Here is a 21,053-nt window from a genome sequence, read left to right as displayed (position 1 = left end):
TGACGTGACGGAGCCCAGGCAAGGGTAGTTGTCTGGGCTCCGTCTGTGCGGCTCTGCCGGCAGCCGATCGCGCGAGACTTTCGATCGTCGGCCCAGGTGTGATGGTCTAGGACTCCTGCTCGGACGTGTCGGCGACGAAGACGCCGATCCCCATTCGGCCGACCAGCTCGCCAAGCTCGATCATGGAGTCCAGCGCGCGCCTGATCGTCATGTGGCTCGTGTCGTACTCCTCGGCGAGTAGGCGAGCGGAGGGAAGCTTACTTCCCGGTGGGTAGATGCCGGCCCGGATCTTGGCGCGCAGATCGTCTCTGATCTGGCGCCAGAGTGGCTGGGCGTACGGCATGTGATCAGGGAAGCACTCACTCGAAGCTGCTAGTAAAGCGTCCCCATCCTGTATTTATAGGCTTTACAGGTGGCGTAGACTCTGCCTGTCATCACGGCAGGCAACGCCGGGAGGGAACATGGGCAGGCGATGGAAGTGGTTCCTGAGGCCCGGGGAGGTCGTGCTCGACCTGACCGGGCAGGCGGTGCCGGACGGGGACGTTCCGGGGCGCTTTCGGCGGCTGGCTGTCGAGCACGTCGTACCGGAGCTGCGGGTGACCTCGCGGTGCGACGGCGCGTTGGTCTACGAGCGGCCCGAGGAGCGGCCGGCGCCATTCCTGGCGCGGAACCAGAGGGTTACCCGCTACGACTCGGACCGGTCCGGCAAGCGGAACCGCGGAAGGTTCGCCACACCGGTCGACGAGACGCAGTTCGGTGTCGAGCCAACTGAACCCGGTGGGTCGGAGGCAGACGGCGACCTCTTCGTCACCCCCGCTCAGCTCGCGCGGGCGAACCGGCTGGTGGACCTGCACTGGCGGCATCCCACCGAGGACGCGCGGATCAGGAAGTGCGAGGACTGCCGGGCCGACGGCACCTGCCCCCGCGCGGCCTGGGCTGACTCGATCATCATGCGCTGCCTGCGGACGTACCAGAGATGAACGTCTTTGATCTGTCGCCCGCGCAGATCCGCAACCGGCTGATCCTGCAAGCACGTCGGGCGGCCCTGGCCGCCGAAGCCCGACAACGTCCGGGGGCATGCGCGCAAGGCTTGGTCGGGGTGGTGTCGACGGTGCCGGTGACCCGCGTACCGGTCATCCCGCGCGTCGGCGTCGTCCCGGGAGACGTGGTCCGGCTTGCCGAGTCCGACTACCGGTATGCCGACGGGCCGCTCCGGCTGCGGATCGTCCGGGTCCGGCTGGACGTCAGCGAGTGGTACGGCGGCCGGTGGGTGTGGCTCGAAGGCGTCGAGATCGGGCCGGACGACCAGGGTCGCTCATTCCGGCAGGCGCTGGCCAGGGTGGCGGCGCTGCGGCCGGAGGAGGACCAGCAGGGGCCGACCGACTCTGTTACCCGAGCATCTCCGTGACGATGGCCTCGATCTCTGAGGTGGCGGGGTGCCGAGTGAGTTCGGCGCGGATCCGGCGGCGCAACGTCACGAAGTTCATGCCCTCTACAAGGCTGAGCCCGGCCACGGTCTGGTGTTGTTCACGGCCGGACTCCGAGAGTCGTCGGTGGGTCGGGTTCGCATTGTCGTACCGAGGGATGGGCAGGTCCCACACGTACTTGTCGATGTCGCGCTCATCCTTGGCGTAAGACATCATCGGCCGGACAAGCTCGGTCAGCACGGTGCTGTTCAGGATTGCGGATAGGAAGAGGCCCTCTTCCCGGGTCGCGATTGGGACCCAGTAGAGCTTGTGGTCGATGATCGCGGCTGGATCGTCGACGATCGCAGCGGCGACGTGCATGCCCGACTTGCCGTAAACCAGACGTAGCGGTGGCGCAGGCAACTGAGTGGTGAGCTTGTGTCGGAAGTCCAGTTGCTCGGCCAGGGCGAGACGAGCGCTGTTGCGGTGCGTCTCCCAGATGGCCTCGGCCCGTCGCCACCACTCGGCGAGGCCGAAGTAGTAGTCGAGTCGCGATCCGGGACCTGCCATCAGCACGTCGCCGTCAAGCGGGAGGACTGCTTCCTTCGCCGGCAGGATCCGGTACGGCACCAGGCTCTCGCCGAGCAGCACGCGCCGGATGAACTCGGCCTCCACGACGCCTTCGAGAGCGGGCAGGTCCTTCCACGGGGCTTTCTCAAGGTTGCTGCGCGCGGAGCGTACGGAGCGGCGGCCGGCACCGAGGCCGAGCCGCCCGCCGGAGTCCGTCTCGACGAAGAAGAGGATCCGGGGGAAGATCGTCGCGCCGTTGTGCACGTGTGGCTTGTACGGAGACTCGGCGAGGGACGCCCGCCCCAGGGGTACGAGTTCCCGTTGGATGGATGGCGCGACCTGCTTCCAGCTCCTGGCATCGACGCCGAGGTGTCCCGTCCACCGCTCAGTGATCGATGGAAGGCTGCGCGGGCTGTACGTTGCTGCCTTGTTGCCGAAGACGACGCTGGCGCCCCGCGGAAAGGGGTGGGGACGTAGGCGGCGCAGGTCCCAGGAGCCGCTGAAGGCAACCTCCGTCGGCTCGACCTTGTCCTTGTACCGCCCGCTGCGGAAGCCCTCGTAGTGCTTGCCGTCGAGAGCGGCGTTGGGCAGGACGAAGGCGAACGCGCCACCGTCGCACAGATACTGCTGGATGGCTCTGGCCACGAAGAGGCCGGAGAGGTCCTGCTGTGTCGCGAACTGACCTCCGCGCCACAGCCCGCGGTCCTGCGAGAGTTGCTTGAATATCGCTTGCATGCCCGAAGGCATGTGACGGTAGACGAGCCATGGCGGGTTGCCGATCAGGACGTCCATGCGGTTGTCGTCGATGGCCAGCCAGACCGGTCGGGCCAGGTTGCGCAGGTAGTAGCTCCAGATGTGGTCGCGCCCCTCGTCGTGCAGCCGGCACATCGCCTCGAAGGTGCTGAGGATCATCGGCTGATCGTCTGGCCCGATCTTCATCCGGTGAAAGAACGCGTTCAGTGACGGCGGGCCGTTCCCCTCTCTCGGTTTCGCCGCGATGCTGGCGAGCCCCGCGACGATCTGGTCGAAGCGGCTCGGTTCGTTGAGCAGCTCCTTCGGGAACCGGAGCCACTCCTCGACCTCGCTCGCGTTGTAGCCGGCGCTGATCCGCACGTGCTCCTCGCTGAAGAGGTCGCGGCGTTCCCGCCACTGCATGCTGTCGCCGAGGTAGACCGGGATGGTGATGGCGTCGCGCTGATCGGTCAGCCGCTCGTGGCCGATGGCGAGCAGGTAGGTCACCCGTGCGAGCGCCACGGCGACCGGGTGCAGGTCGACACCAACCACATGCTTGGTGAGCTGCGTCAACGCGGCGTCGAGCGGAACGGCCGCCGCCTCGGCCGCGGCGAGATACCGGCGTACGGCGTGGAAGAGGAAGGTGCCGGAGCCGCAGGCGGGATCCAGCACACGTTGCCGCAGTGGATCGGTGACGACGGTGTCGACGAGATGCTCGGCGAGCCAGTCCGGCGTGTAGTACTCGCCCATCCGTTTGCGCGTCTCGGCGCCGATCATCGACTCGTAGAGCACCTTCAGGATGTCGTGGTCGGCCCGCAGCCAGTCGAACCGGGCCAGCCGCCGGGTGAGCCCCTGGACGAACTCGCGGCCGCCGGGCACCTCCGTGGTCCAGCCGAAGAAGTCGTGCTCGACCACGCCGAGGATGCGGGCCTGGTCGAACCGTTGCCCGGTGATGAGGTCTTGCGGCTGCAAATCCATGGCATCGATGCCGACGACCAGGTGCGCGATGATGTGCGCGCTGTTCATCAGCAGGGTGTGCTCGACGAAGAGGTCCGGGTCGTCGACGAACTGCGTGCCGAGCGCGCTGTCCAGCAGCCCCGCCCAGAGCTGCCGTTTCAATTTCACGGTCGGGACCTGCGCGTGCTCTTCGTAGAGTGCGGCGAGCGCGGCGCGATCCAGCTTGTGGGAGGTGCTCGCCGCGCCGAGGCGGCGGGCCACCTCGGCGGGTGTCGGCCGGACCCGTTGGCTCGTCGCCAGCACGCCTTCCAGCCAGTAGAAGAGGGCCAACCCGTCGGGGCGGGTGGCAGCCAGCACGTGGCTGTCGATGAGGGTGAGCGAGTCGCCGGTCAGCTGGTACGCACGCCAGGTGGCGCCGTCGGTGAGGATGCCGACGTACCGTTGGCTGCTCTCCTGGCTCCGCGACCGGACGTAGCCGCTGAGCTGCCGCTCGGCCTCCTGCAGCGGACGTCCGTTCTGGAGCCGGCGCTTGACCTCGATGACGGTGTAACCGACCTCGATGTCGATGCGCCTGCCGCCGCCGGCCGGGGCCTCGAGGTCGACGTCGAGGTGGGAGTCAGCGAGGCCGAAGTCGCCGGCCAGCAGGAGTTGTCGAATGTCGGCCTGCAGGGTCGCTTCGCTGCGGGCGGCCCGGCGATCGGCGATCCGGGCCAGCAACGGCTGCAACGAAGGGGGAAAACCGTCGGGCGCACGCACCTCCGGTCGAGGTGACGTCTGGCGGCTACGGCTTGCATGTGGCGTACCGTCCGAGCGGGCCATGCATCAGTGTGGATCTGGTGACTCATCGGATCCAAGGGGATCGTGAATCGCTGTCGGATTATGGACAGCTACCGGTAGTGATGGGATTCAGGTGGGCCCGGAAACCGATAGCGTGGCCGGTAGGGTCGCATCCGCCGCGCCGACCGATCACGCAGGAGGCTCCGCCCGTGCCGCAGCTCGCCTTCGCCAACAGCTTCTGGGAGAGCTTCGACGTCCTAAAAAAGCAGGTCAAGGCTGGCGTACGCAAGGCGATGGACAAGTTTCAGCTGCTCACCATCGCCGAACTGCACGCCGACAAGGGCCTGCACCTGGAGTCGGTGAACAACGCCCGCGACCCGCGGATGCGGACCATCCGGATCAACGACTTCTGGCGCGGGGTTGTGCTGGCGCCCGACGACGGCAGCGACACCTTCCTGCTGCTCAACGTCGTGCCGCACGACGACGCGTACACCTGGGCCGCGAAGCGGCTCTACACGGTCAACACGGCGACCCGGGCGTTGGAGGTGCGCAACGTCGTCGCGATCGAACAGCTCACCCCGGCGCTGGAGAAGGCGGCGGCGGAGGCGCCGACGCTGCTCTTCGCCCGTCACTCCAACACGGTGCTGCGTGACCTCGGCATCGACGACCAGGTGCTGCGCGCCGTCCGCACGATCACCGACAAGGCTCAGCTCGACGCGTTCGGCACGCTGCTGCCCGAGGACCAGTTCGAGGTTCTGCAGTACCTCGCCGAGGGCTTCACGCCAGACGAGGTCTACCGCGACGTGGTGGCCGAGCGCCGGCCAGCGGACGCGACGCCGGAGCCGAGTGAGAGCCTGGCGGTGGCCATCGCCAACACGAAGAACCGCATCACCCTGGTGACCCGGCCGGACGAGCTCGCCGAGATCCTCGACAAGCCCTTCGCCGCCTGGCGCGTCTTCCTCCACCCGTCGCAGCGGCGGGTCGCCTACCGGGTCTCCTACAACGGGTCGGCGCAGGTGACAGGTGGGCCGGGCACGGGCAAGACGGTGGTGGCGTTGCACCGCGTCAAGCATCTGCTGTCGCGTACGCCCGACAGTCGGGTGCTGCTCACCACGTACACCAATGCCCTGGCCGCGACCCTGCGCGAGCACCTGGCGCTGCTCCTCGACGACGAGGATCAGCTGGCGCGGGTTGAGGTGACCACGGTGAACGCCTTCGCGAACCGTGCCGTGCGGGCGCTCGCCGGGCGGGTGCCGACCCCGATCGGCGACCTGGACGAGCGGCAGGTCTGGCGGCGGGTGTGCCGGAGGCTGAACCTGCCCTGGACTGAGCAGTTCCTGGCGCAGGAGTTCCGCCACGTCATCCTGGCCCACAACGTGCAGAGCCGGGAGGAATACCGGGCGACCAGCCGGCGCGGCCGCGGGTCGGCGCTGGGGCTGCGGCAGCGCGACCGGGTGTGGGACGCCGTCGAGATGTTCCAGAAGGAGGTGTCGGCCGCCGGTACCAACACCCACCTGCAGATCTGCGCGCGGGCCGCGCAGCTGCTCGACGGCGCCGACCGCACCGCCCACGGGTACGACCACGTCGTGGTCGACGAGGCGCAGGACCTGCACCCCGCACAGTGGCGAGTGCTACGCGCCGCGGTGGCACCCGGCCCGGATGACCTCTTCCTCACCGGGGACCCGCACCAGCGGATCTATGACTCTCGAGTTTCGCTGAGCGCGCTCGGCATCTCCGTCACCGGTCGCAGCAACCGGCTGCGGGTCAACTACCGCAGCACCGAGGAGATCCTCGCCTGGTCCACCGGTGTGCTGGTCGGCTCGCGGGTCGAGGACCTCGGCGGCGACGGTGACGACAACCTCGCCGGCTACCGATCGCTGTTGCACGGCAATCGGCCCTACTCTGCCGGGTATCCGACCAGCCAGGATGAGGTTGCGGCACTGGTGGAGCGGGTGGGGGAGTGGTTGAAGCAGGGCGTGGCGGCCAGCGAGATCGCCGTCTGCGCCCGCTTCAACCTGACGCTGAACGCGGTGCGCGATGCGCTGGCCGATGCCGGGATTCCGTCCGCGCTCGTCCGAGACCAGCCGGGCGCTGACGTCGACGGGGTACGACTCGCCACGATGCACGCCATGAAGGGTTTGGAATTCCGGTGCGTCGCCGTTGTCGGTGTCACCGCGCGGGCTGTGCCGTTCGCCAAGGAGGTCACGCCGTCCGAGGTGGACTCATTGCAGCACGAGAGTGACCTGCTCCGGGAACGGTGTCTGCTCTTCGTCGCGAGCACTCGGGCACGGGAGGCGCTGCATGTGTCGTGGAGCGGGCAGCCGAGCCCGTTCCTATCGTTTGTCTCCGATCGTCAGTAGGAAGGATGGCACTACAGTGGCTCCTGCGAACTACGCTGCTTGTAGGTACAGCGTCACTTTAAGGACGGACGACTTGGCCGTCCTGCACATGCTCCGGGCTCTAGTGCTTCGTCATGCAGCCTTGAACGGGTAATCCGGGTGGCGGATCTTGGATCCGATCGCGAATTCGGTTTTGGGTCGGGCCCGTTGGTTGCGCCACCGGATGTAGCTGCCGATCGCGCTGTCCTGCTCGGCGTGGCTGCGATGGTCGGTGCCGTTGAGGGCGAAGTACCTAACGGCTGCGAACTCGGCCTCGATCCGGTTCAGCCAGGACGCATACGTCGGCAGGAACACCAAGTCGACCTGGTTCGTCGCGCACCACGCTTGGACCTCGGGATGCTTGTGCGGGGAGAAGTTGTCGCAGATCAGGTAGAGATGCTCGCCTGGCCAGCGGGCGCGCAGGGTCTTGAGGAAGCTGAGGAGCTCGCGCCACCGTTTCCGGTCACGGATGCGGTAGTGCAGCTTCCCGGTGGTCAGGTCCAAGGCGGCGATCATGTGCCGTACACCCTGGTCACGGGTGTAGGTGTGGCACGTAGTCGCACAGGCTGTCCGACCGGTCGCCACGCACGTCCTGGTCGGGGTTGCAGATTCAACGGCCCGAACTCGTCCACACACAGAACCCGCCCGCCCGGCGGCGGGTGGTCGTAGAGGTCCAGGACCCGGCGCATCTTCGTTGTGAAGTCGGGGTCGGTGCTGGCCTTGCAGGTCTTCGTGGCCTGCCACGACACCCCGCGTTCGTGCAGGATCCGTCGGACCGCCTCGACACTGACCGAGGCGACGTAACCGGCGGCGATCAGGTACTCCCGCAGCTTGCTCAACGACCAGCAGGAAAAGGGCTGGCCAAGGAAACGGGGGTCACACCGGGCGATGACACAGATCCAGTCGCGGGTCTGCTCATCGATCCGTCTCGGTGCGCCCCCGCTCCATTTTGGGTCCAGCGCCTCGAACCCCCCCATCGTTGAACGCGTGGATCACGTCACGGACGTAGTCCTCGCTGGCGGCGAGCAGGTGAGCGATGTCCGGCGCCGGCTGACCCTGGGCCGACATCACGATCGCCCGCCGCAGCTTCACCGGATCCTTCGCCGTCCGGGTAATCCGCTGCAACCGCTGACCCTCGAGCATCGACACCTGCCGGACGAACACCTCCGGACGCCTGCCCACACCACCACCTCCCACACCACGAGCGATGGAAGACAGCCTGCCCGACACATCCTCAGAACCGACGGATTACACGATCAACGTTCAAAGACGAGGCACTAGTGTCCTGCGCCGGAAATTCGCCTGATAAGTTGGTGTAGGGTGCGGTGATGGCACGGACCGGGCGCCCTACCGCGCCGTTGGTGTTGACCGACGAGGAACGCAGGACGCTGATCCGCTGGTCGCGTCGGGCGAAGTCTTCACAGGTTTTCGCGATGCGGTCGCGGATCATCCTGGCGTGCGCGGAAGGTGCTTCGAACACTGATGTGGCGACAGCTCTGAATGTTCATATGTCCACAGTGGGTAAATGGCGGCGTCGGTTCCTGGTCGAACGCCTCGACGGGTTGATCGATGAGCAGCGTCCCGGCCGGCCCCCGTCAATCGCCTTGGACAAAGTCGAAGAGGTGGTCGTCGCCACCCTTGAGCAGACACCGCGTAACGCCACGCACTGGTCTCGGACCTCAATGGCCGCGAAGTCTGGGCTGTCAAAGTCGACGATCGGCCGGATCTGGCGCGACTTCGGCCTCAAGCCGCACCGGGCCGACACGTTCAAGCTGTCCACCGACCCACAGTTCATCGAAAAGGTCGTTGACGTCGTCGGGCTCTATCACCACCCGCCCGAACGGGCCGTCGTGCTCTGTGTAGACGAGAAATCCCAGATCCAGGCACTCAACCGCTCGCAACCGGTCCTGCCGATGATGCCGGGGATGCCTGAGCGGCGAACCCACGACTACCACCGCAACGGCATCACCAGCCTGTTCGCCGCGTTCGACATCGCCGACGGCACCGTCATCAGCGAACTACACCGCCAACACCGCGCGATCGAGTTCCAGAAATTCCTGATCACGATCGACAAGACCGTCCCGGCCGACCTCGACGTGCACCTCGTCTGCGACAACTACGGCACCCACAAAACCCCCGCCGTCAGGACCTGGCTCGCCAAACACCCACGCTTGCACATGCACTTCACCCCGACCGGCTCGTCCTGGATCAACCAGGTCGAACGCTGGTTCGGGTTCCTCACCGACCAGAAGATCCGCGGCGGCACCCACAAGAGCGTCCACGCACTCGAAGCCGACATCCGCTCCTGGATCACCGACTGGAACAACCATCCGCGACCGTTCATCTGGACCAAGACCGCAGAAGAGATCCTCGAATCACTCGCCCGATTTTGTAGGCGAATTTCCGGCGCAGGACACTAGCTCGGCATTGCTACTCGGGGCAGTACCCACAAATCGCGTGGGGAGGCACAACAGCCAAGTCTTGGAACATGAGCGGTGGGAGGGTCACCCTCCGCTTCGCCGCTCCGGCTGACCGGGGCCGCTTCCTCACCGAAGCTGAGCGACTTTTGCCTGCTGAGACATGGAGGCTGGAGGGAACGAACGACAATGGCCCTGCGACTCCCCAACGGTAATTCCTAACGCGTCTTCTATGGAGCCTGCTGGGACGCCCGCCGTCAGTTCATTGGTGTGGTCTGAGTCGAGCGTCTACTAATCATCGCTCAAAAGGTCATCGATTCGATCGGCCAACTCGCGCCAGCCATTCTCAAGTTCAATGCGACACAGATTGCCGAGGTTGAACAGGTCACCGTCGGCCGGCACGATGTGCTTCCAGCACAGGAAGGGATCTCCGTGCTTGTGCTCCAGCCAGCCCAGTCGCCCGATCTCCTGCTGGAGGGCCTCATTCAGATCCGCGATTTGCTTGTGCCGGGCCGCGCCGCTATGAGTCCGGATTCCCACGTACGGCCAGGGATTGCCTCCATTTGGCTGAGGCTGCCACTGCACCGCGATCGAGATTGACCGCCAGCTTGCGCGGTACAACTCAAATGTGGGATAACGGGGCGATGAGAGGTCCAAGTTCGGCACGGCCCGGGCCGCGATTAACGGTGGACAGTCGGTGAACGCTACCCGCATAGTGGTGTCGATCGTGGCGACGGCCTGCGCCCGCATCGCTACCCACTCCTCAAGCTGTTCCCAGTGCCTCGCGTAGAAGCGTCCTGACTCATCGGACATTCCCTCGGAACTCCTTTGGCCGCTCTGAAATAGCTGGAGAGTTTGGACGTAGTCCCACGCCCCGCACGCTTCCTTGAGGCTCCCATCTACGTTGTTCGCGGACAAAGCTTCAGATACGATATCGGCAATATCCTCCCAACTTATCGTGACCCATGAATTGTCGGCGCGCGTCGCGGTGCTGGGTGGATTGCCCCAAGGCGTCAGGAAGATCAGTTCGGGATTCTCGTCTCGCCAGAGGCGAGCAAGGCGGTCACACTGTTCAGGTTGTTCGATGGCCCACACCTTGGCTTCGATTAGCACGCACAGCCGACCCACTCGTAGCACGAGGTCTGCGCGAGTGCGTGTGCTGTCGATGGGATCGAGGCGAGACTCCTCCAGCCGGACGGTGACGACATCGCTCGCTATATAGGGGATGCCGACGCGTGTCAGTAGAGCCGCTACCACCGAATTTCCTAGACCATGGTGTCCGTTGGGAGAGAGTAGCCACCCGAGTATCTTGACGAGTCTCAGTTCTGACTGCTCGATGCTGAGCAACTGGAGCATCGTCCGTGGGCCGCGGCGCCAGCCTCCGGCCGCCTTGATCTCCGCTGCTTCGGCAGATAGCACGGAAAGGTTGTGTTCCCAGGCCTCAATCCGGCCGGTGGGCCTCTGGTGCGACACTTCTGGGCCTGTGTCGCCTCGCTCCGTCACGGCAAGATGATGTCAGAACGCCGCTTGGCTGTGTGTCCTGTCATCCAGTGGAAGAATCAGTGGCATTCATGGCACTGGTGAACAGGAGCCAGGCGTGGTGTTTGAAGCGGAGAGCCGGCCCTTCAATATTCTTGGAGTCGCGTACGGCAACGATGCCGGGGATGTTGGTGGCGACCTCGACGCAGTCGCCGCCGTTGTGGCCGCTGCGGGTGCTCTTGCGCCAGACGGCGCCGGTCAGGTCAGTCATGCCGCATCTCCCCAGCGATCCGCTTGATCATGTCAGTCGATTCTGCCTCGCCGAGGGCAAGCGCATCCAGCCCTCGCCAGACGCGGTCGTAGGCGGCCAACTCGTCGGGCTTGTCGAGGTAGAGCGGTCGAGCGTCACCCCGGCCTCGTTGCGGAACTGTCGCAGCAGCCGGCCGAGTTGCCGGCGCGGCACGGTCGATCCGATGTCTTCGGGCATCCGCACACTCCCTGGTTCCACCACGCAACACTGCGTTACCTGCTCCCGCAACTCCTACGGGTTTCAGCAAAGAAAGTCAATGCACGGCGGCGAAATTGCGGTATGGAACGTTGCGCTTCCACTGCGGACTGTCGCAGGCGGATCACAGCACGGCGGCCGGCCGGTCCCCCCGAACGGCCGTCGTGCTTCCCCGAACACCCCTCGCCCCTCCGCATCCGGAAGGCAGGCAGACATGAACGCCAGAAACCAGCGACCAGGGCCGTCGAGCGGTGGTACGACGTATCGCTCCACCGCGTACACCAGCCTGCTGCCGTGGCAGGTGCGTGAGCGCCGCTTCGCGCCGACCGGGCTCGGCCGTCGCGGTCTGAACCCCGACGACGTGTACGCCTTCCTCGACCGGGTCGCCGTCGACATGGCCGCCGTCTACGCCGCTCTCGCCGAGAGCCGCCTCGAGACTGTCCGGATCAAAAACGCGCTGCGCCGCTGGCAGACCGACCAGGCCCGTGCCCGCAACGAGCGGGACAACACGAGATGAGCCAGCGGTACGTCATCCACCTGCCCGTGGTTGCCAGCGACCTGTCTGCCGCACAACGCCTGGCCCGGGTCATCGGGCGGTGGATGCTGGTGCTCCCGATGGCTGACCCGGGGGAGACCACCGTCTCCGAAGAGGACCAGCAGTTCCTCCGGCACCGGGTCTTCTGCGACCTGCGACTACCTGGCGGCCGGCGCTGTCTCCTCCGCGACCGCCACGACGGCCCCTGCGCCCGCCGGCTGCGTAGATGACCGTCCCCGAGAGGGCCGGCAGTTCCTTCGCCACCAGTAGTCGGTGCCCGGTGCTCCGCGGCCGTCACGATGACGACTGCTCGCGCCGCCTGCATCGCTGACACAACCAGATGATCCGTCATCTCAACTGGCCGTTGAGCCGAGTGCTGTCGTGATCATCACGCCGCTAACGTGCGCAGCACGGGAGGTGACGGGGATGGTCGCTCAGCGTTGGGACGCCTGGTTCGAGGAGGAGCACCTTGCCCTCCGGCGTTGGCGGTTACTGCCGTGGCCGAGGACCTACGTCAGACGGATACCGCTGGCCGCGATCCTCGACATCGGGTCACTCACCGCGGCCGACCATGCGAAGCGACGCGCGCAACTCACCGTTCAGGGCCCGTCGGCACCGCACCTGACCGAGGTCATCCCGGTCAGGTTCACGCCGGAGCAGTGGGAATTCGCCGGCTGGTTCGTGGGGGAACGGCAGGCGGTCCCGACCGAGTCGCCGCAATCCGGCGCGGGGACGTCGTCGGGAGGGGCGGCCTTGCCTCGCTCAATTGTCGACGTCCCGGCACAGTCGCGGCGACGAGCGCGGCCGCCGGCCGCTCTGCAAGCCCACCTCTCGGCCAAGCCGGCCTCGTCCACGCCGTCGTCTAGACCAGTTACCCCGTCGACAACTCCGGTGATGCGGGCCGGCGATGGCAAGCGGCCGGTGTGGCTGTGGCTTGAGAATGGGGAGATCCACGGGTCTCTCGTTTCGGCGGGCAACGCCTCACCGCGCAATCTGAGCCCAGCCGACGTCGCCCATCTCCTGCTCGCAGACGTGACCAGGGCCATGCCGGCGATTCGTGCGCTGACCGGCATCGCCGACAGTCAGCTAGCTCTGGCTCACCTACGGAACTGGCGGCGGTCAGACCGGGTCGTCGTCAACCTGAGTGCCTCCGACCTGGCCGGGCGGCGGGTGACGGAGGCCCAACAAAAGCCCGGCCGGAGCAACCCGGACGGCAGCGTGCGGACCGTGTCCGGCGGTCTGCCGAGTCTGAACAACCGCCGGCGCTGAGCACTAACTTGATCTTTAACCTGCTGGGCGGCGGCATCGACCCCGGCTGATCATGGGGACAGCCCTTGATCGATCATTCCTCTTGTCTAGGGAAGAAGATCGAGAACCAAGGGCTGTCTGGTGATCAGTGTGCACGATGCCGGGACGACCGACGAGGTCGGGCGGCTGGCCACGTTCCGGCGCGCGTTCCACCGTTGTCTGACCGCTCGCGAGGACGCGTTGTTCGAGCTGACAGACGCGCTGTTGTGCGCGGACGCGCCGGTGCGGTCCCTCGTGGAATTGTCGCTGGTGGGTGAGCACCGCCGCGGTCACGGCTCGCTGTACGCGGCGTTGAACCGCGGCCGGATCGACATCGCGCGGCTGCGGACCGCAGTGGCGGCGGTGCCGCTGCCGCGGGCCGCGGACGGGCGGATCGGCCTGGCGGTGGACGTGACCTGCTGGCTGCGGCCGGAGGCACACACCTGCCCGGAGCGGGTGCTGTGCCACAACTACGGACGCGGCAAGGACACCCACATCGGCGTTCCGGGCTGGCCGTACTCGTTGGTCACCGCCCTGGAGACCGGGCGCACCTCGTGGACCGCGCCGTTGGACGCCCGGCGGCTGGCGCCTGGCGCCGGTGCTGCCACGGTCACCGCCGGCCAGTTGCGGGACGTGGTGCAGCGGCTGATCGCTGCCGGGCAGTGGCAGTCCGGTGGTCCGGACGTATGGATTGTCGCGGATGCTGGGTACGACGGGCCCCGGCTGGGCGTGGCGCGGGACCGCCCCACCTACCCCACCTCTTCGGCGTGTTCGGTGAGGACTACCGCCCGAGAGTCAACGGGCCCAGCAGAGGATTGACAGTTCACGCTGTGACAGCTGAGGATTGTTTCAGTCCACCAACTGTCACCGGAGAGCCTCCGTCACCATCGTTCGACGCTCCGCAATTCGGCGATGCGGGTCCTGTCGAGGCGACGGAGCCGGACGACGTCACCTTCCCTTTGTCAGCGTGTCGCGCGCTCGGTTGCCGCAACGACCGCGCGCGACCCAACGGATGGAGCCGCGTACCCCGGGCGTGCCCCTCGGCCATCTCCTACGGCCATCAGGCCGAGTAGCCAGAAGGGCAGACATCACCATGCCGAAATCCCTACCCGCGCGGTGGCGACGCCGTCTCCCGGTCCCGGCGGCGCTGGCCGCCGCTATGGCCGTCGTGCTGCTGGTCAGTCCGGCCTCGGCGACCGCGCCCGACGCCGCCGCGCCGGCCGATTCCGGCCCGGTCGCCGGTGAGCCGGCGAACGTCGTGGAGGTGCTGCTCGCCGGCACCGCGGAGCTGGACGCGCTGGTCGCCACCGGAGTGGACCTCGACCACCATGTCGAACGCTCGGAGAACGGCGTGGTCGCGCACGCGGTGCTCACGCCGAGCGAAGCCGCCCGGCTGACTGCGGCCGGCTTCACCCTCGGCGACGTGCTGCATCGCCCCGAGGACGCCCGGGCCCGCGTCGAGGAGCGCGAGTCGACCATCGCCGCGCACCTCGCCGAGAACCGGGAGTTCGCCGCCGCTGCGGCCGACCCGACCGCTCCGGACGTCTCCGACATCAAGATCATCCGCGCGGACTACTACACCTCTGGTGCCAGCCAGGTCCTCTCCGTCGAGGCGAAGTGGGCGCAGGGCCAGACGGCCAGCAACACGCTCACCGTCGAGCGGGACAGTGGGCCGGGCACCGTGATCGGCTCCGGCGGCACGCAGACCATCTCCCGCTTCGTCGACGCCGGCGTCTACCTCTACCACCGTGGTGCCTCGGCGGTGACCAGCCGGCCGGACCGTATCCGGATCACCAGCCCCACCGGGGACGTGGCCGAGGTCAAGGTGCAGGAGTGGCTGCCCACCCCGGAGACCAGCCCGGAGGGACCGGGCTACCAGAAGGACTTCGTCACCAGCTACCTCACCCCGACCGAGCTGTACGCCCGGATCCACCAGCTCGCCGCCGAGTTCCCCAACCTGGCCGAGATCGTCGAGCTGCCGTACAAGACCAACGGCTACCGGCGGCACGCCCAGGCCGTCCTCGGCAGCGCCAACGCCAGCCGGGTCGCGGTGGACTCCCTGGCCTGGGGGCACCAGGGTGGCAACGACATCTCGGTGGAGCTGGTGAACCCGGGCGCCGGCAACGCGGCGCTGGCGGTGACCGTGAGCGGTAAGGCCATCCGGGTGGCCCTCGGTACCGACGGCGCGGGCGCGGTGACCAGCACCGCCGCCGAGGTCGTCGCGGCGCTCAACGCCGCAGCCGGGTCGCTGGTCAAGGCGTACACCTATCGCGGCAGCCCGGGCAACGGCGTGGTCGCGCCGGCGGCGCGGACCCCGCTCACCGACGACCTGAGTGCGCCGGCTTCTGTCTCCCGCGATCCGCACCCGGTGTACGCGATCCGGATCGGCAAGGTTAGGGACGGTTCGAAGCCCGGGGTGCTCGCCTACGCGCAGGAGCACGCGCGGGAGTGGGTGCCGCCGCTGGTCGCCGTCGAAACCGCCGAGCGGTTGCTGCGCAACTACGCGCACGACGGGCAGACCAAGCAGCTGCTGAACAACCTGGACATCTGGATCGCCCCGTCGGTCAACCCGGACGGCGGCCACTACTCCTTCCACGACTTCAACTCGCAGCGCAAGAACATGACCAACCACTGCCCGTCGACCGGGGCCGCAGACTTCCTCGGCCGGGACTCGTGGGGCGTCGACAACAACCGCAACTACACCGAGTACAGCCTCTTCGACGGGTACTCGGGCGCGTCGAGCAGCTGCACCAGCGGCACCTACGCCGGGCCGAGCGAGCTCTCCGAGCCGGAGAACCGCAATGTCGACTGGCTGGCTGCCCGCCCCAACATCAAGTTCTCGATGAACCTGCACTCCTCCGGGAACTACTTCATGTGGTCGCCGGGCGCGTACGCCCTGCCGGACCGGACCTCGGCGCCGCGGCCGACGCTGGCCGAGGAGTCGGCCTTCTGGGGTGCGTCCTCGCGGATCCTGACCGCCATCAAGCAGCACCGGAACATGGCGGTCACCCCGGCCCGCACGGGCCCGATCTCCGACGTGCTCTACTCGGCGGCGGGCAACTCCGGCGACATGCTCTGGTACAAGTACGGCATCTACGCCTGGAACTTCGAGGTCGGCACGTCCTTCCAACCGAACTGGGAGGAGGCGCACGCCGAGGCGATGGAGTTCTCCAATGGCCTGGTCGAGCTGATGCGGGTAGCCCGGGACTTCGCCAAGGACCGGACCCGCCCGGAGAGCACCCTCACCGTCGCCCCCAGCTCGACACCGGGCATGGTGAACGTGACCTTCGGCGTCTCCGAGCCCGCCTCGGTCTTCTACACCCTCGACGGCGCTACGCCGACGTACTCGTCGACGCTCTACGGCTCGGCGGGCATCCGCGAGGGTGGGGAGACCCTGACGATCCCGGCCGGCACCCGGATCAACTGGTTCTCGGTCGACTCGGCCGGCAACGTCGAGAACAACTACACCCCGGACGGCAGCGGCAAGAACTACCGCAAGGGCCAGGCGGTCCTGCCGACCAGCTGACGAATCACGGCAGGTAGGGACGGCCGCGGCGCTCCTGGGCGCCGCGGCCGTCACCGCTCAACGCAGGAATCCGGCCATCGTCTCCACGAACCACTCCGGATCGTCGAGCCACGGATAGTGCCCGGCGCCCGGCTGCACCGCTAACTCGGCCCGCGGGAACAGGCCGGCGTACTCGGCGGCGCGCTTCGGCGGGCGCCCGACGTCGTACTCGCCGGCGAGCAGCAAGACCGGCGCCTGAAGGTGACCGAGGGCGGACCTGACAGCCTCCGGGTCGACGGCCCCGGCCGAGTAGTAGACGGCCGCTGCGTCATCGTTGCGCTGCCCCGCCCGCCGCCGGCCGAACCGCTCCGGACCGCCTTTCCCGTACGCCCCGAGCACCTCGATGGGCAGGACCGGCCGCTGGCGGTGGACGAGACGCGCGCCATGGAGCAGCTCAAGCGCTTCAACGCGCTGGCACGCGTGGTACTGCCCGGCCTCGCGGTCGAGTGGGAGCGGAACCAACCCGGAGACGGCGCGCTCCTCGGCACGGTCGTCTTCACCGGCGGGCGGCAGCAGCCGTTCAGTCTGCAACTCGAACGGGAAGGCGCGCACCTCGTCGTGCGGTGTGTGAGCCCCATCGGGCGGATCAGCACCGCAGACCAGTGGGACACGTCGGCACCAGACCTGACCGAGATCATCCCGGTCAGGTTCACGCCGGAGCAGTGGGAATTCGCCGGCTGGTTCGTGGGGGAACGGCAAGCGGTCCCGACCGAGCCGCCGCAATCTGGCGCGGGCAGGTCGTCGCAAGGGGCGGCCTCGTCCTGCCCGACTGTCGACGTCCCGGCACAGTCGCGGCGACGAGTGCAGCCGCCGGCCGCTCTGCAAGCCCACATCTCGGCCAAGCCGGCCTCGTTCACGCCGTCGTCCAGACCAGCTACCCCGTCGACAACTCCGGTGATGCGAGCCGGCGATGGCAAGCGGCCGGTGTGGCTGTGGTCCCGGAACGGGAAGATCCACGCCTTCCTCGTGCCGGTAGCCAACGCCTCGCAACACCGGCTGAGCCCCGCCGATGTCGCCCATCTCCTGCTCGCTGACCCATCCAGGGCTATGCCGGCCATCCGTGCGTTGACCGGCGCAGCCGACAGCCAGCAAGCTCTGGCTCACCTACGGAGCTGGCGGCGGTCAGACCGGGTCGTCGTCAACCTGAGTGCCTCCGACCTGGCCGGGCGCCGGGTGACTGAGGCCCAACAAAAGCCCGGCCGGAGCAACCCGGACGGCAGCGTGCGGACCGCGTCCGGCGGTCTGCCGAGTCTGAACAAGCGCCGGCGGTGAGCACTAGCCACGGAGAAGCCGGCTCGTGCTGGGCTGGCCGATCACCGTCGGTGGGCGTTGGCCGACCAGTCGAAGGGCTTCGGGTGTCGACTGCGTTGCGCGTCAACGAGCAGGCCACCTCCCGGGTCCGGAAGGTGGCCTGCGAGCCGCGTCAGACGCGACGAACTACCGGTTGATCAGCCCGCTCGGCAGGAGGCGAGCACGCCGATCACGCCGACACCGGTCCGCTTGAGCGGCAGCTTGGTCGACGCTGCGGGGCAGCGGGGCACGGTGAGGTCGTAGACGCCCCGCCCGAAGGTCGCCGCGGTGAGCTGCCGGCTCGGCTCGTGGTAACGCAGGTACATGACGGCCGCCTGCGGCAGGTTGGTGCCCAGCGCCGCCCACTCGCCACCGTTCCACGCCGACATGAACACCCCGACGTCGGTGCCGACCAGCAGCAGGCCGTCGGCGGTCGGGACGACGAAGTTCACCGGCGCGTCCGGCAGGCCCTGGCCGATGTTGCTCCAGGTACGACCGCCGTCGCGGGTCATCATCACGTGCGACCGGTCGCTACCGGACCGGAATGCGGAGAAGGTGGCGTAGGCGATGTTCTTGTCGGCGGGGTTCACCGCCACCCGGGTGACCCAGGTGCCGGGCAGTTGCCCCGGGTCGACCTGCTGCCAGTTCTGCCCGAGGTCGTCGGTCCACCACAGCCTCCCGTCGTCGGTGCCGACGTAGAGCTTGTTGCCGTCGGTGGGCGCGGCGGCGACGGTGGTGATGGTGCCCCACGGGTAGCCGTTCGGGTCGTTGGGGCCGCCGCCGGTGAGGTCCGGGCTGATCGGCGTCCAGGTGCGGCCGTTGTCCGTCGAGCGGTTGAGGATGTTCCCGGCGTAGTACATGACGTTCGGGTCGCTCGGGTCGAACTGCAGCGGGGTCAGCCAGTTGCGCCGCTCTGAGGTCGTCTGGCCGGTGCCGATGCTCTGGCGGGGAGTGCCGCCGGAGTTCTCCGACCGGTAGCAGGAGCCGTACTGGCTGCACCCGAACACGATGTTCGGGAACTGCGGGTGGATGACCACCTGGAGGCCGTCACCGCAGCCGATGGCGTTCCATGGGCCACCGACGCCGTTGTAGCCGCGATTGCAGCCGTTGTCCTGCGCGCCACCGACCTTCAACACCGGATCGGTCTGCGCCACGTCCACGGTGTAGAACTGGGTGTAGGGCTCGTAGGTCGCCTTGACCCAGCCGCTCGCGCCGTTCGCCTCGGATCGGTAGAGGCCGCCGTCGTTGCCCAGGTAGACCCGCCCGGGCACCTTCGGGTCCCAGCGCATCGCGTGCTGGTCGGCGTGAACGCCGCTCACCGACGAGAAGCTCTGCGCGCCGTTCGTCGAGCGCATCAGGTTGACCCCGGTGAGGAAGACGTGATCGGAGTTGCCGGGGTCGACGAAGAGCTTGCCGAACCACCAGCTGAACGTGGACTGGGATGCCTGACCGGCGGTCACCGGGGTCTGCGTCCAGCTGTCGCCGCCGTCGTCAGAGCGGTAGAAGGCGCGGAACGGGCCGAGTGCGGTGCCGACGTACGCGTACAGCCGCTGGGGGTTGTCCGGGGCGACCGCGATGCCCCAGCGGCCCTGGTCGGCGTCGGTGGGCAGGCCGTTGGTCATCCGCGACCAGGTGCGGCCGGCGTCGTCGGAGCGCCAGAGGCTGGAGCCGAGCCCGCCGTAGGTGCGCTGATGTGGTTCGCGCAGGTGGTCCCACATCGCCGCGTACATCCGGCGCGGGTTGCTCGGGTCGATGACGACCTCGGTGGCGCCGGTGGTGGCGTTCGGCGGCGCGAGCACCTGCTTCCAGCTGTTCCCACCGTTCTCCGAGAGGTAGACGCCGCGCTGGCCACCCGGTACGAAGAGGTTGCCGCTGGCGGCGGCGAAGATCCGGTCCTCGTTGCTCGGGTCGATGGCGAAGCGGCCGATGGCGTGGCTGTCCTTCAGGCCGACGTGCCGCCACGTCTTGCCTCGGTCCTTCGAGCGGTAGATGCCGTCGCCGCCGAAGGTGATCGAGCCGCCACCCGGCTGGGCCTCGCCGGTGCCGGCGAAGAGGACGCCGTCGCTGGTCATCGCGACCGCGCCCATGCTCTGCGTCCCGTCGTCCGGCCAGGCCGTCTCGAACGTGGCGCCGGCGTCGTCGGACTTCCAGACGCCGCCGGAGGCGGCGGCGATGAAGATCTGGTCGGGGACCTGCGGGTCGACGGCGATGTCCACGACCCGGCCGCCGATGTTGCTGGGCCCGAAGAAGTTCCACTTCCGCTGCGCCAGGTCGCGGTAGAGGAGGCGGGTGCGCAGGTTGAGATCGTGGGCCTCGCCGCGAGCCTTCGCGTACTTGGCCACCGAGAGGTCCCGGCTGCCGTCGCTCATCCGCTGGGCGGTCATCCACTCGTCGGGGATCTCCATCGGACCGGTGGGCGAGTTGGTGGCCAGCGACTCCTGGACCGGCCGGGGTGCGGACGAGGCCGTCAGCGCGAGCGCGACGACCAGCCCCAGGCTCGTTGTCATCGCGAGGCCGCGGTACCTTCGGGCGAGCGTGAGTCTCATGCAGTCTCCCTGTCCACGCGCCATGGCGACCGGAAAGTGGTCTTCAGTGCGCACGCTAGACAGTGGAGTGGCCGACGTCACCCAGCATCTGTTGCGATTCGACCTGGCTGATTAGGACAGCTGTCGAGAGCGGTTTGATGGTCAGTTGCTCTGGAACTCGGGTAGGCCGGCATCTTCCGAGTCCGGACCGACCACCGCGGTCAGCGTCGTTCCGTCCGCGCAGAGCGCGGTGGCCCGCAGGTACGTCCGTCGTTCCTGCGCCCGCATCAGCACCTCGGCCTCGAACACCTCGTCCTCGGCGCGCAGCAGGTCGATGTCGCCACGGCTCTCGTAGTGGGCGCGGACGTCCAGCGGGGTCATCCGGATGGTGGCCGCGACCGTGGTCAGGGCGCCCTGCTCGACCACCGAGGTGACCCGCGCGCCTTCCGGCAGGAGCAGGCCGGTGACCTGGCTGTCAACCTCGGCGTCGGCGTCCAGTGGCACTCGGTCGCAGCTGGGCAGGTTCGCGAGCATTCCCGGCCCCCGGTCGGTGGGCTGCCCGGCGTCCGTGCCGCCGCAGGCGACGAGCAGCGGAACCGTGACGACGACGGCGAACATCCGGAGTCTCAC

Annotated in this window: 19 protein-coding genes and 2 pseudogenes; 10 read left to right on the top strand and 11 right to left on the bottom strand. The window is 67.8% G+C overall.

The features are described from left to right. Positions 1 to 106: 106 nt before the first annotated feature. Positions 107 to 343 (bottom strand): GntR family transcriptional regulator, encoded by a 237-nt coding sequence (locus KBX63_RS26615; protein ID WP_210915933.1) that lies wholly within the window; start codon positions 341 to 343, stop codon positions 107 to 109. Positions 344 to 461: 118 nt separating this feature from the next. Between KBX63_RS26615 and KBX63_RS26610 the strand changes: the two genes are divergently transcribed. Both KBX63_RS26610 and KBX63_RS26605 read left to right on the top strand, forming a co-directional pair. Next, on the top strand, positions 462 to 980 hold the full coding sequence (locus tag KBX63_RS26610; protein ID WP_210915929.1) for a hypothetical protein: 519 nt from the start codon (positions 462 to 464) through the stop codon (positions 978 to 980). Then, on the top strand, positions 977 to 1,408 hold the full coding sequence (locus tag KBX63_RS26605; RefSeq protein ID WP_210915926.1) for a hypothetical protein: 432 nt from the start codon (positions 977 to 979) through the stop codon (positions 1,406 to 1,408). Before KBX63_RS26610 ends, KBX63_RS26605 begins: the two co-directional genes overlap by 4 nt. Here the strand turns inward: KBX63_RS26605 and KBX63_RS26600 are convergent. After that, on the bottom strand, positions 1,389 to 4,391 hold the full coding sequence (locus KBX63_RS26600) for an N-6 DNA methylase (protein ID WP_210915924.1): 3,003 nt from the start codon (positions 4,389 to 4,391) through the stop codon (positions 1,389 to 1,391). The genes KBX63_RS26605 and KBX63_RS26600 overlap by 20 nt on opposite strands. Before the next feature lie 260 nt (positions 4,392 to 4,651). Here KBX63_RS26600 and KBX63_RS26595 point away from each other — a divergent pair, with 260 nt between their 5' ends. Next, a complete protein-coding gene (locus tag KBX63_RS26595) occupies positions 4,652 to 6,802 on the top strand; it encodes a UvrD-helicase domain-containing protein (protein WP_210915922.1) in 2,151 nt (716 codons plus the stop codon). A gap of 111 nt (positions 6,803 to 6,913) precedes the next feature. Here the strand turns inward: KBX63_RS26595 and KBX63_RS35570 are convergent, their stop codons facing one another. The 3 genes from KBX63_RS35570 to KBX63_RS36530 are packed head-to-tail and all read right to left on the bottom strand — an operon-like array spanning position 6,914 to position 8,002. Then, the gene (locus tag KBX63_RS35570) at positions 6,914 to 7,336 is read right to left on the bottom strand and encodes a transposase (RefSeq protein WP_247663179.1); all 423 of its coding nucleotides are present in this window, start codon (positions 7,334 to 7,336) and stop codon (positions 6,914 to 6,916) included. Next, positions 7,333 to 7,797 carry a helix-turn-helix domain-containing protein gene (locus tag KBX63_RS35565; protein ID WP_247663177.1) on the bottom strand — a complete coding sequence of 155 codons (465 nt, stop codon included), beginning with the start codon at positions 7,795 to 7,797 and terminating at the stop codon, positions 7,333 to 7,335. The genes KBX63_RS35570 and KBX63_RS35565 overlap by 4 nt, the downstream gene beginning before the upstream one ends. Continuing rightward, positions 7,736 to 8,002, bottom strand: a complete 267-nt coding sequence (locus KBX63_RS36530) for a helix-turn-helix domain-containing protein (protein WP_307871857.1) — start codon at positions 8,000 to 8,002, stop codon at positions 7,736 to 7,738. Before KBX63_RS36530 ends, KBX63_RS35565 begins: the two co-directional genes overlap by 62 nt. 146 nt (positions 8,003 to 8,148) lie before the next feature. Between KBX63_RS36530 and KBX63_RS26585 the strand changes: the two genes are divergently transcribed. Beyond that, positions 8,149 to 9,240, top strand: a complete 1,092-nt coding sequence (locus tag KBX63_RS26585) for an IS630 family transposase (RefSeq protein WP_210915921.1) — start codon at positions 8,149 to 8,151, stop codon at positions 9,238 to 9,240. A gap of 288 nt (positions 9,241 to 9,528) precedes the next feature. On the opposite strand, the gene KBX63_RS26580 is transcribed toward KBX63_RS26585, so the two are convergent. The 3 genes and pseudogenes from KBX63_RS26580 to KBX63_RS36880 form a co-directional block, all read right to left on the bottom strand. Further along, positions 9,529 to 10,740, bottom strand: coding sequence for a PD-(D/E)XK nuclease family protein (locus tag KBX63_RS26580; protein WP_210915920.1), 1,212 nt, complete (start codon positions 10,738 to 10,740; stop codon positions 9,529 to 9,531). Positions 10,741 to 10,780: 40 nt separating this feature from the next. Continuing rightward, positions 10,781 to 10,987: a DUF397 domain-containing protein gene (locus tag KBX63_RS26575; RefSeq protein WP_210915917.1), complete on the bottom strand. Its 207-nt coding sequence runs from the start codon at positions 10,985 to 10,987 to the stop codon at positions 10,781 to 10,783. 126 nt (positions 10,988 to 11,113) lie between these two features. After that, positions 11,114 to 11,203 (bottom strand): annotated as a pseudogene (locus KBX63_RS36880) (XRE family transcriptional regulator); the annotation flags it as partial. 232 nt (positions 11,204 to 11,435) lie between these two features. Here KBX63_RS36880 and KBX63_RS26570 point away from each other — a divergent pair. The 5 genes and pseudogenes from KBX63_RS26570 (at position 11,436) to KBX63_RS26550 (ending at position 16,569) form a co-directional block, all read left to right on the top strand. Then, positions 11,436 to 11,738, top strand: a complete 303-nt coding sequence (locus tag KBX63_RS26570) for a DivIVA domain-containing protein (protein WP_210915916.1) — start codon at positions 11,436 to 11,438, stop codon at positions 11,736 to 11,738. Next, complete coding sequence (locus KBX63_RS26565) at positions 11,735 to 11,986, top strand: hypothetical protein (RefSeq protein WP_210915915.1); 252 nt, start codon at positions 11,735 to 11,737, stop codon at positions 11,984 to 11,986. The genes KBX63_RS26570 and KBX63_RS26565 overlap by 4 nt, the downstream gene beginning before the upstream one ends. 196 nt (positions 11,987 to 12,182) lie before the next feature. Next, complete coding sequence (locus KBX63_RS35555; RefSeq protein WP_247663175.1) at positions 12,183 to 13,025, top strand: hypothetical protein; 843 nt, start codon at positions 12,183 to 12,185, stop codon at positions 13,023 to 13,025. A 120-nt stretch (positions 13,026 to 13,145) separates the two neighbouring features. Further along, positions 13,146 to 13,835: pseudogene (locus KBX63_RS26555) on the top strand (transposase); the annotation flags it as partial. Between the two features lie 301 nt (positions 13,836 to 14,136). Continuing rightward, positions 14,137 to 16,569 carry a M14 family metallopeptidase gene (locus KBX63_RS26550; protein WP_210915914.1) on the top strand — a complete coding sequence of 811 codons (2,433 nt, stop codon included), beginning with the start codon at positions 14,137 to 14,139 and terminating at the stop codon, positions 16,567 to 16,569. A 57-nt stretch (positions 16,570 to 16,626) separates the two neighbouring features. On the opposite strand, the gene KBX63_RS26545 is transcribed toward KBX63_RS26550, so the two are convergent. Continuing rightward, positions 16,627 to 16,947: an alpha/beta fold hydrolase gene (locus KBX63_RS26545; RefSeq protein ID WP_210915912.1), complete on the bottom strand. Its 321-nt coding sequence runs from the start codon at positions 16,945 to 16,947 to the stop codon at positions 16,627 to 16,629. 45 nt (positions 16,948 to 16,992) lie between these two features. Here KBX63_RS26545 and KBX63_RS35550 point away from each other — a divergent pair, with 45 nt between their 5' ends. Further along, positions 16,993 to 17,880, top strand: a complete 888-nt coding sequence (locus KBX63_RS35550) for a hypothetical protein (RefSeq protein ID WP_247663173.1) — start codon at positions 16,993 to 16,995, stop codon at positions 17,878 to 17,880. 176 nt (positions 17,881 to 18,056) lie between these two features. Here KBX63_RS35550 and KBX63_RS26535 read toward each other — a convergent pair whose 3' ends face one another. Further along, a complete protein-coding gene (locus KBX63_RS26535; protein WP_247663171.1) occupies positions 18,057 to 20,444 on the bottom strand; it encodes a sialidase family protein in 2,388 nt (795 codons plus the stop codon). A 141-nt stretch (positions 20,445 to 20,585) separates the two neighbouring features. Next, positions 20,586 to 21,053 carry a hypothetical protein gene (locus KBX63_RS26530; RefSeq protein WP_210915908.1) on the bottom strand — a complete coding sequence of 156 codons (468 nt, stop codon included), beginning with the start codon at positions 21,051 to 21,053 and terminating at the stop codon, positions 20,586 to 20,588.

Source organism: Micromonospora sp. U21 (assembly GCF_018070045.1).
Classification (GTDB): domain Bacteria; phylum Actinomycetota; class Actinomycetes; order Mycobacteriales; family Micromonosporaceae; genus Micromonospora.
The sequence above is the reverse complement of the archived record's forward strand: the minus strand, read 5'-3'. Positions and strand labels throughout refer to the sequence as shown.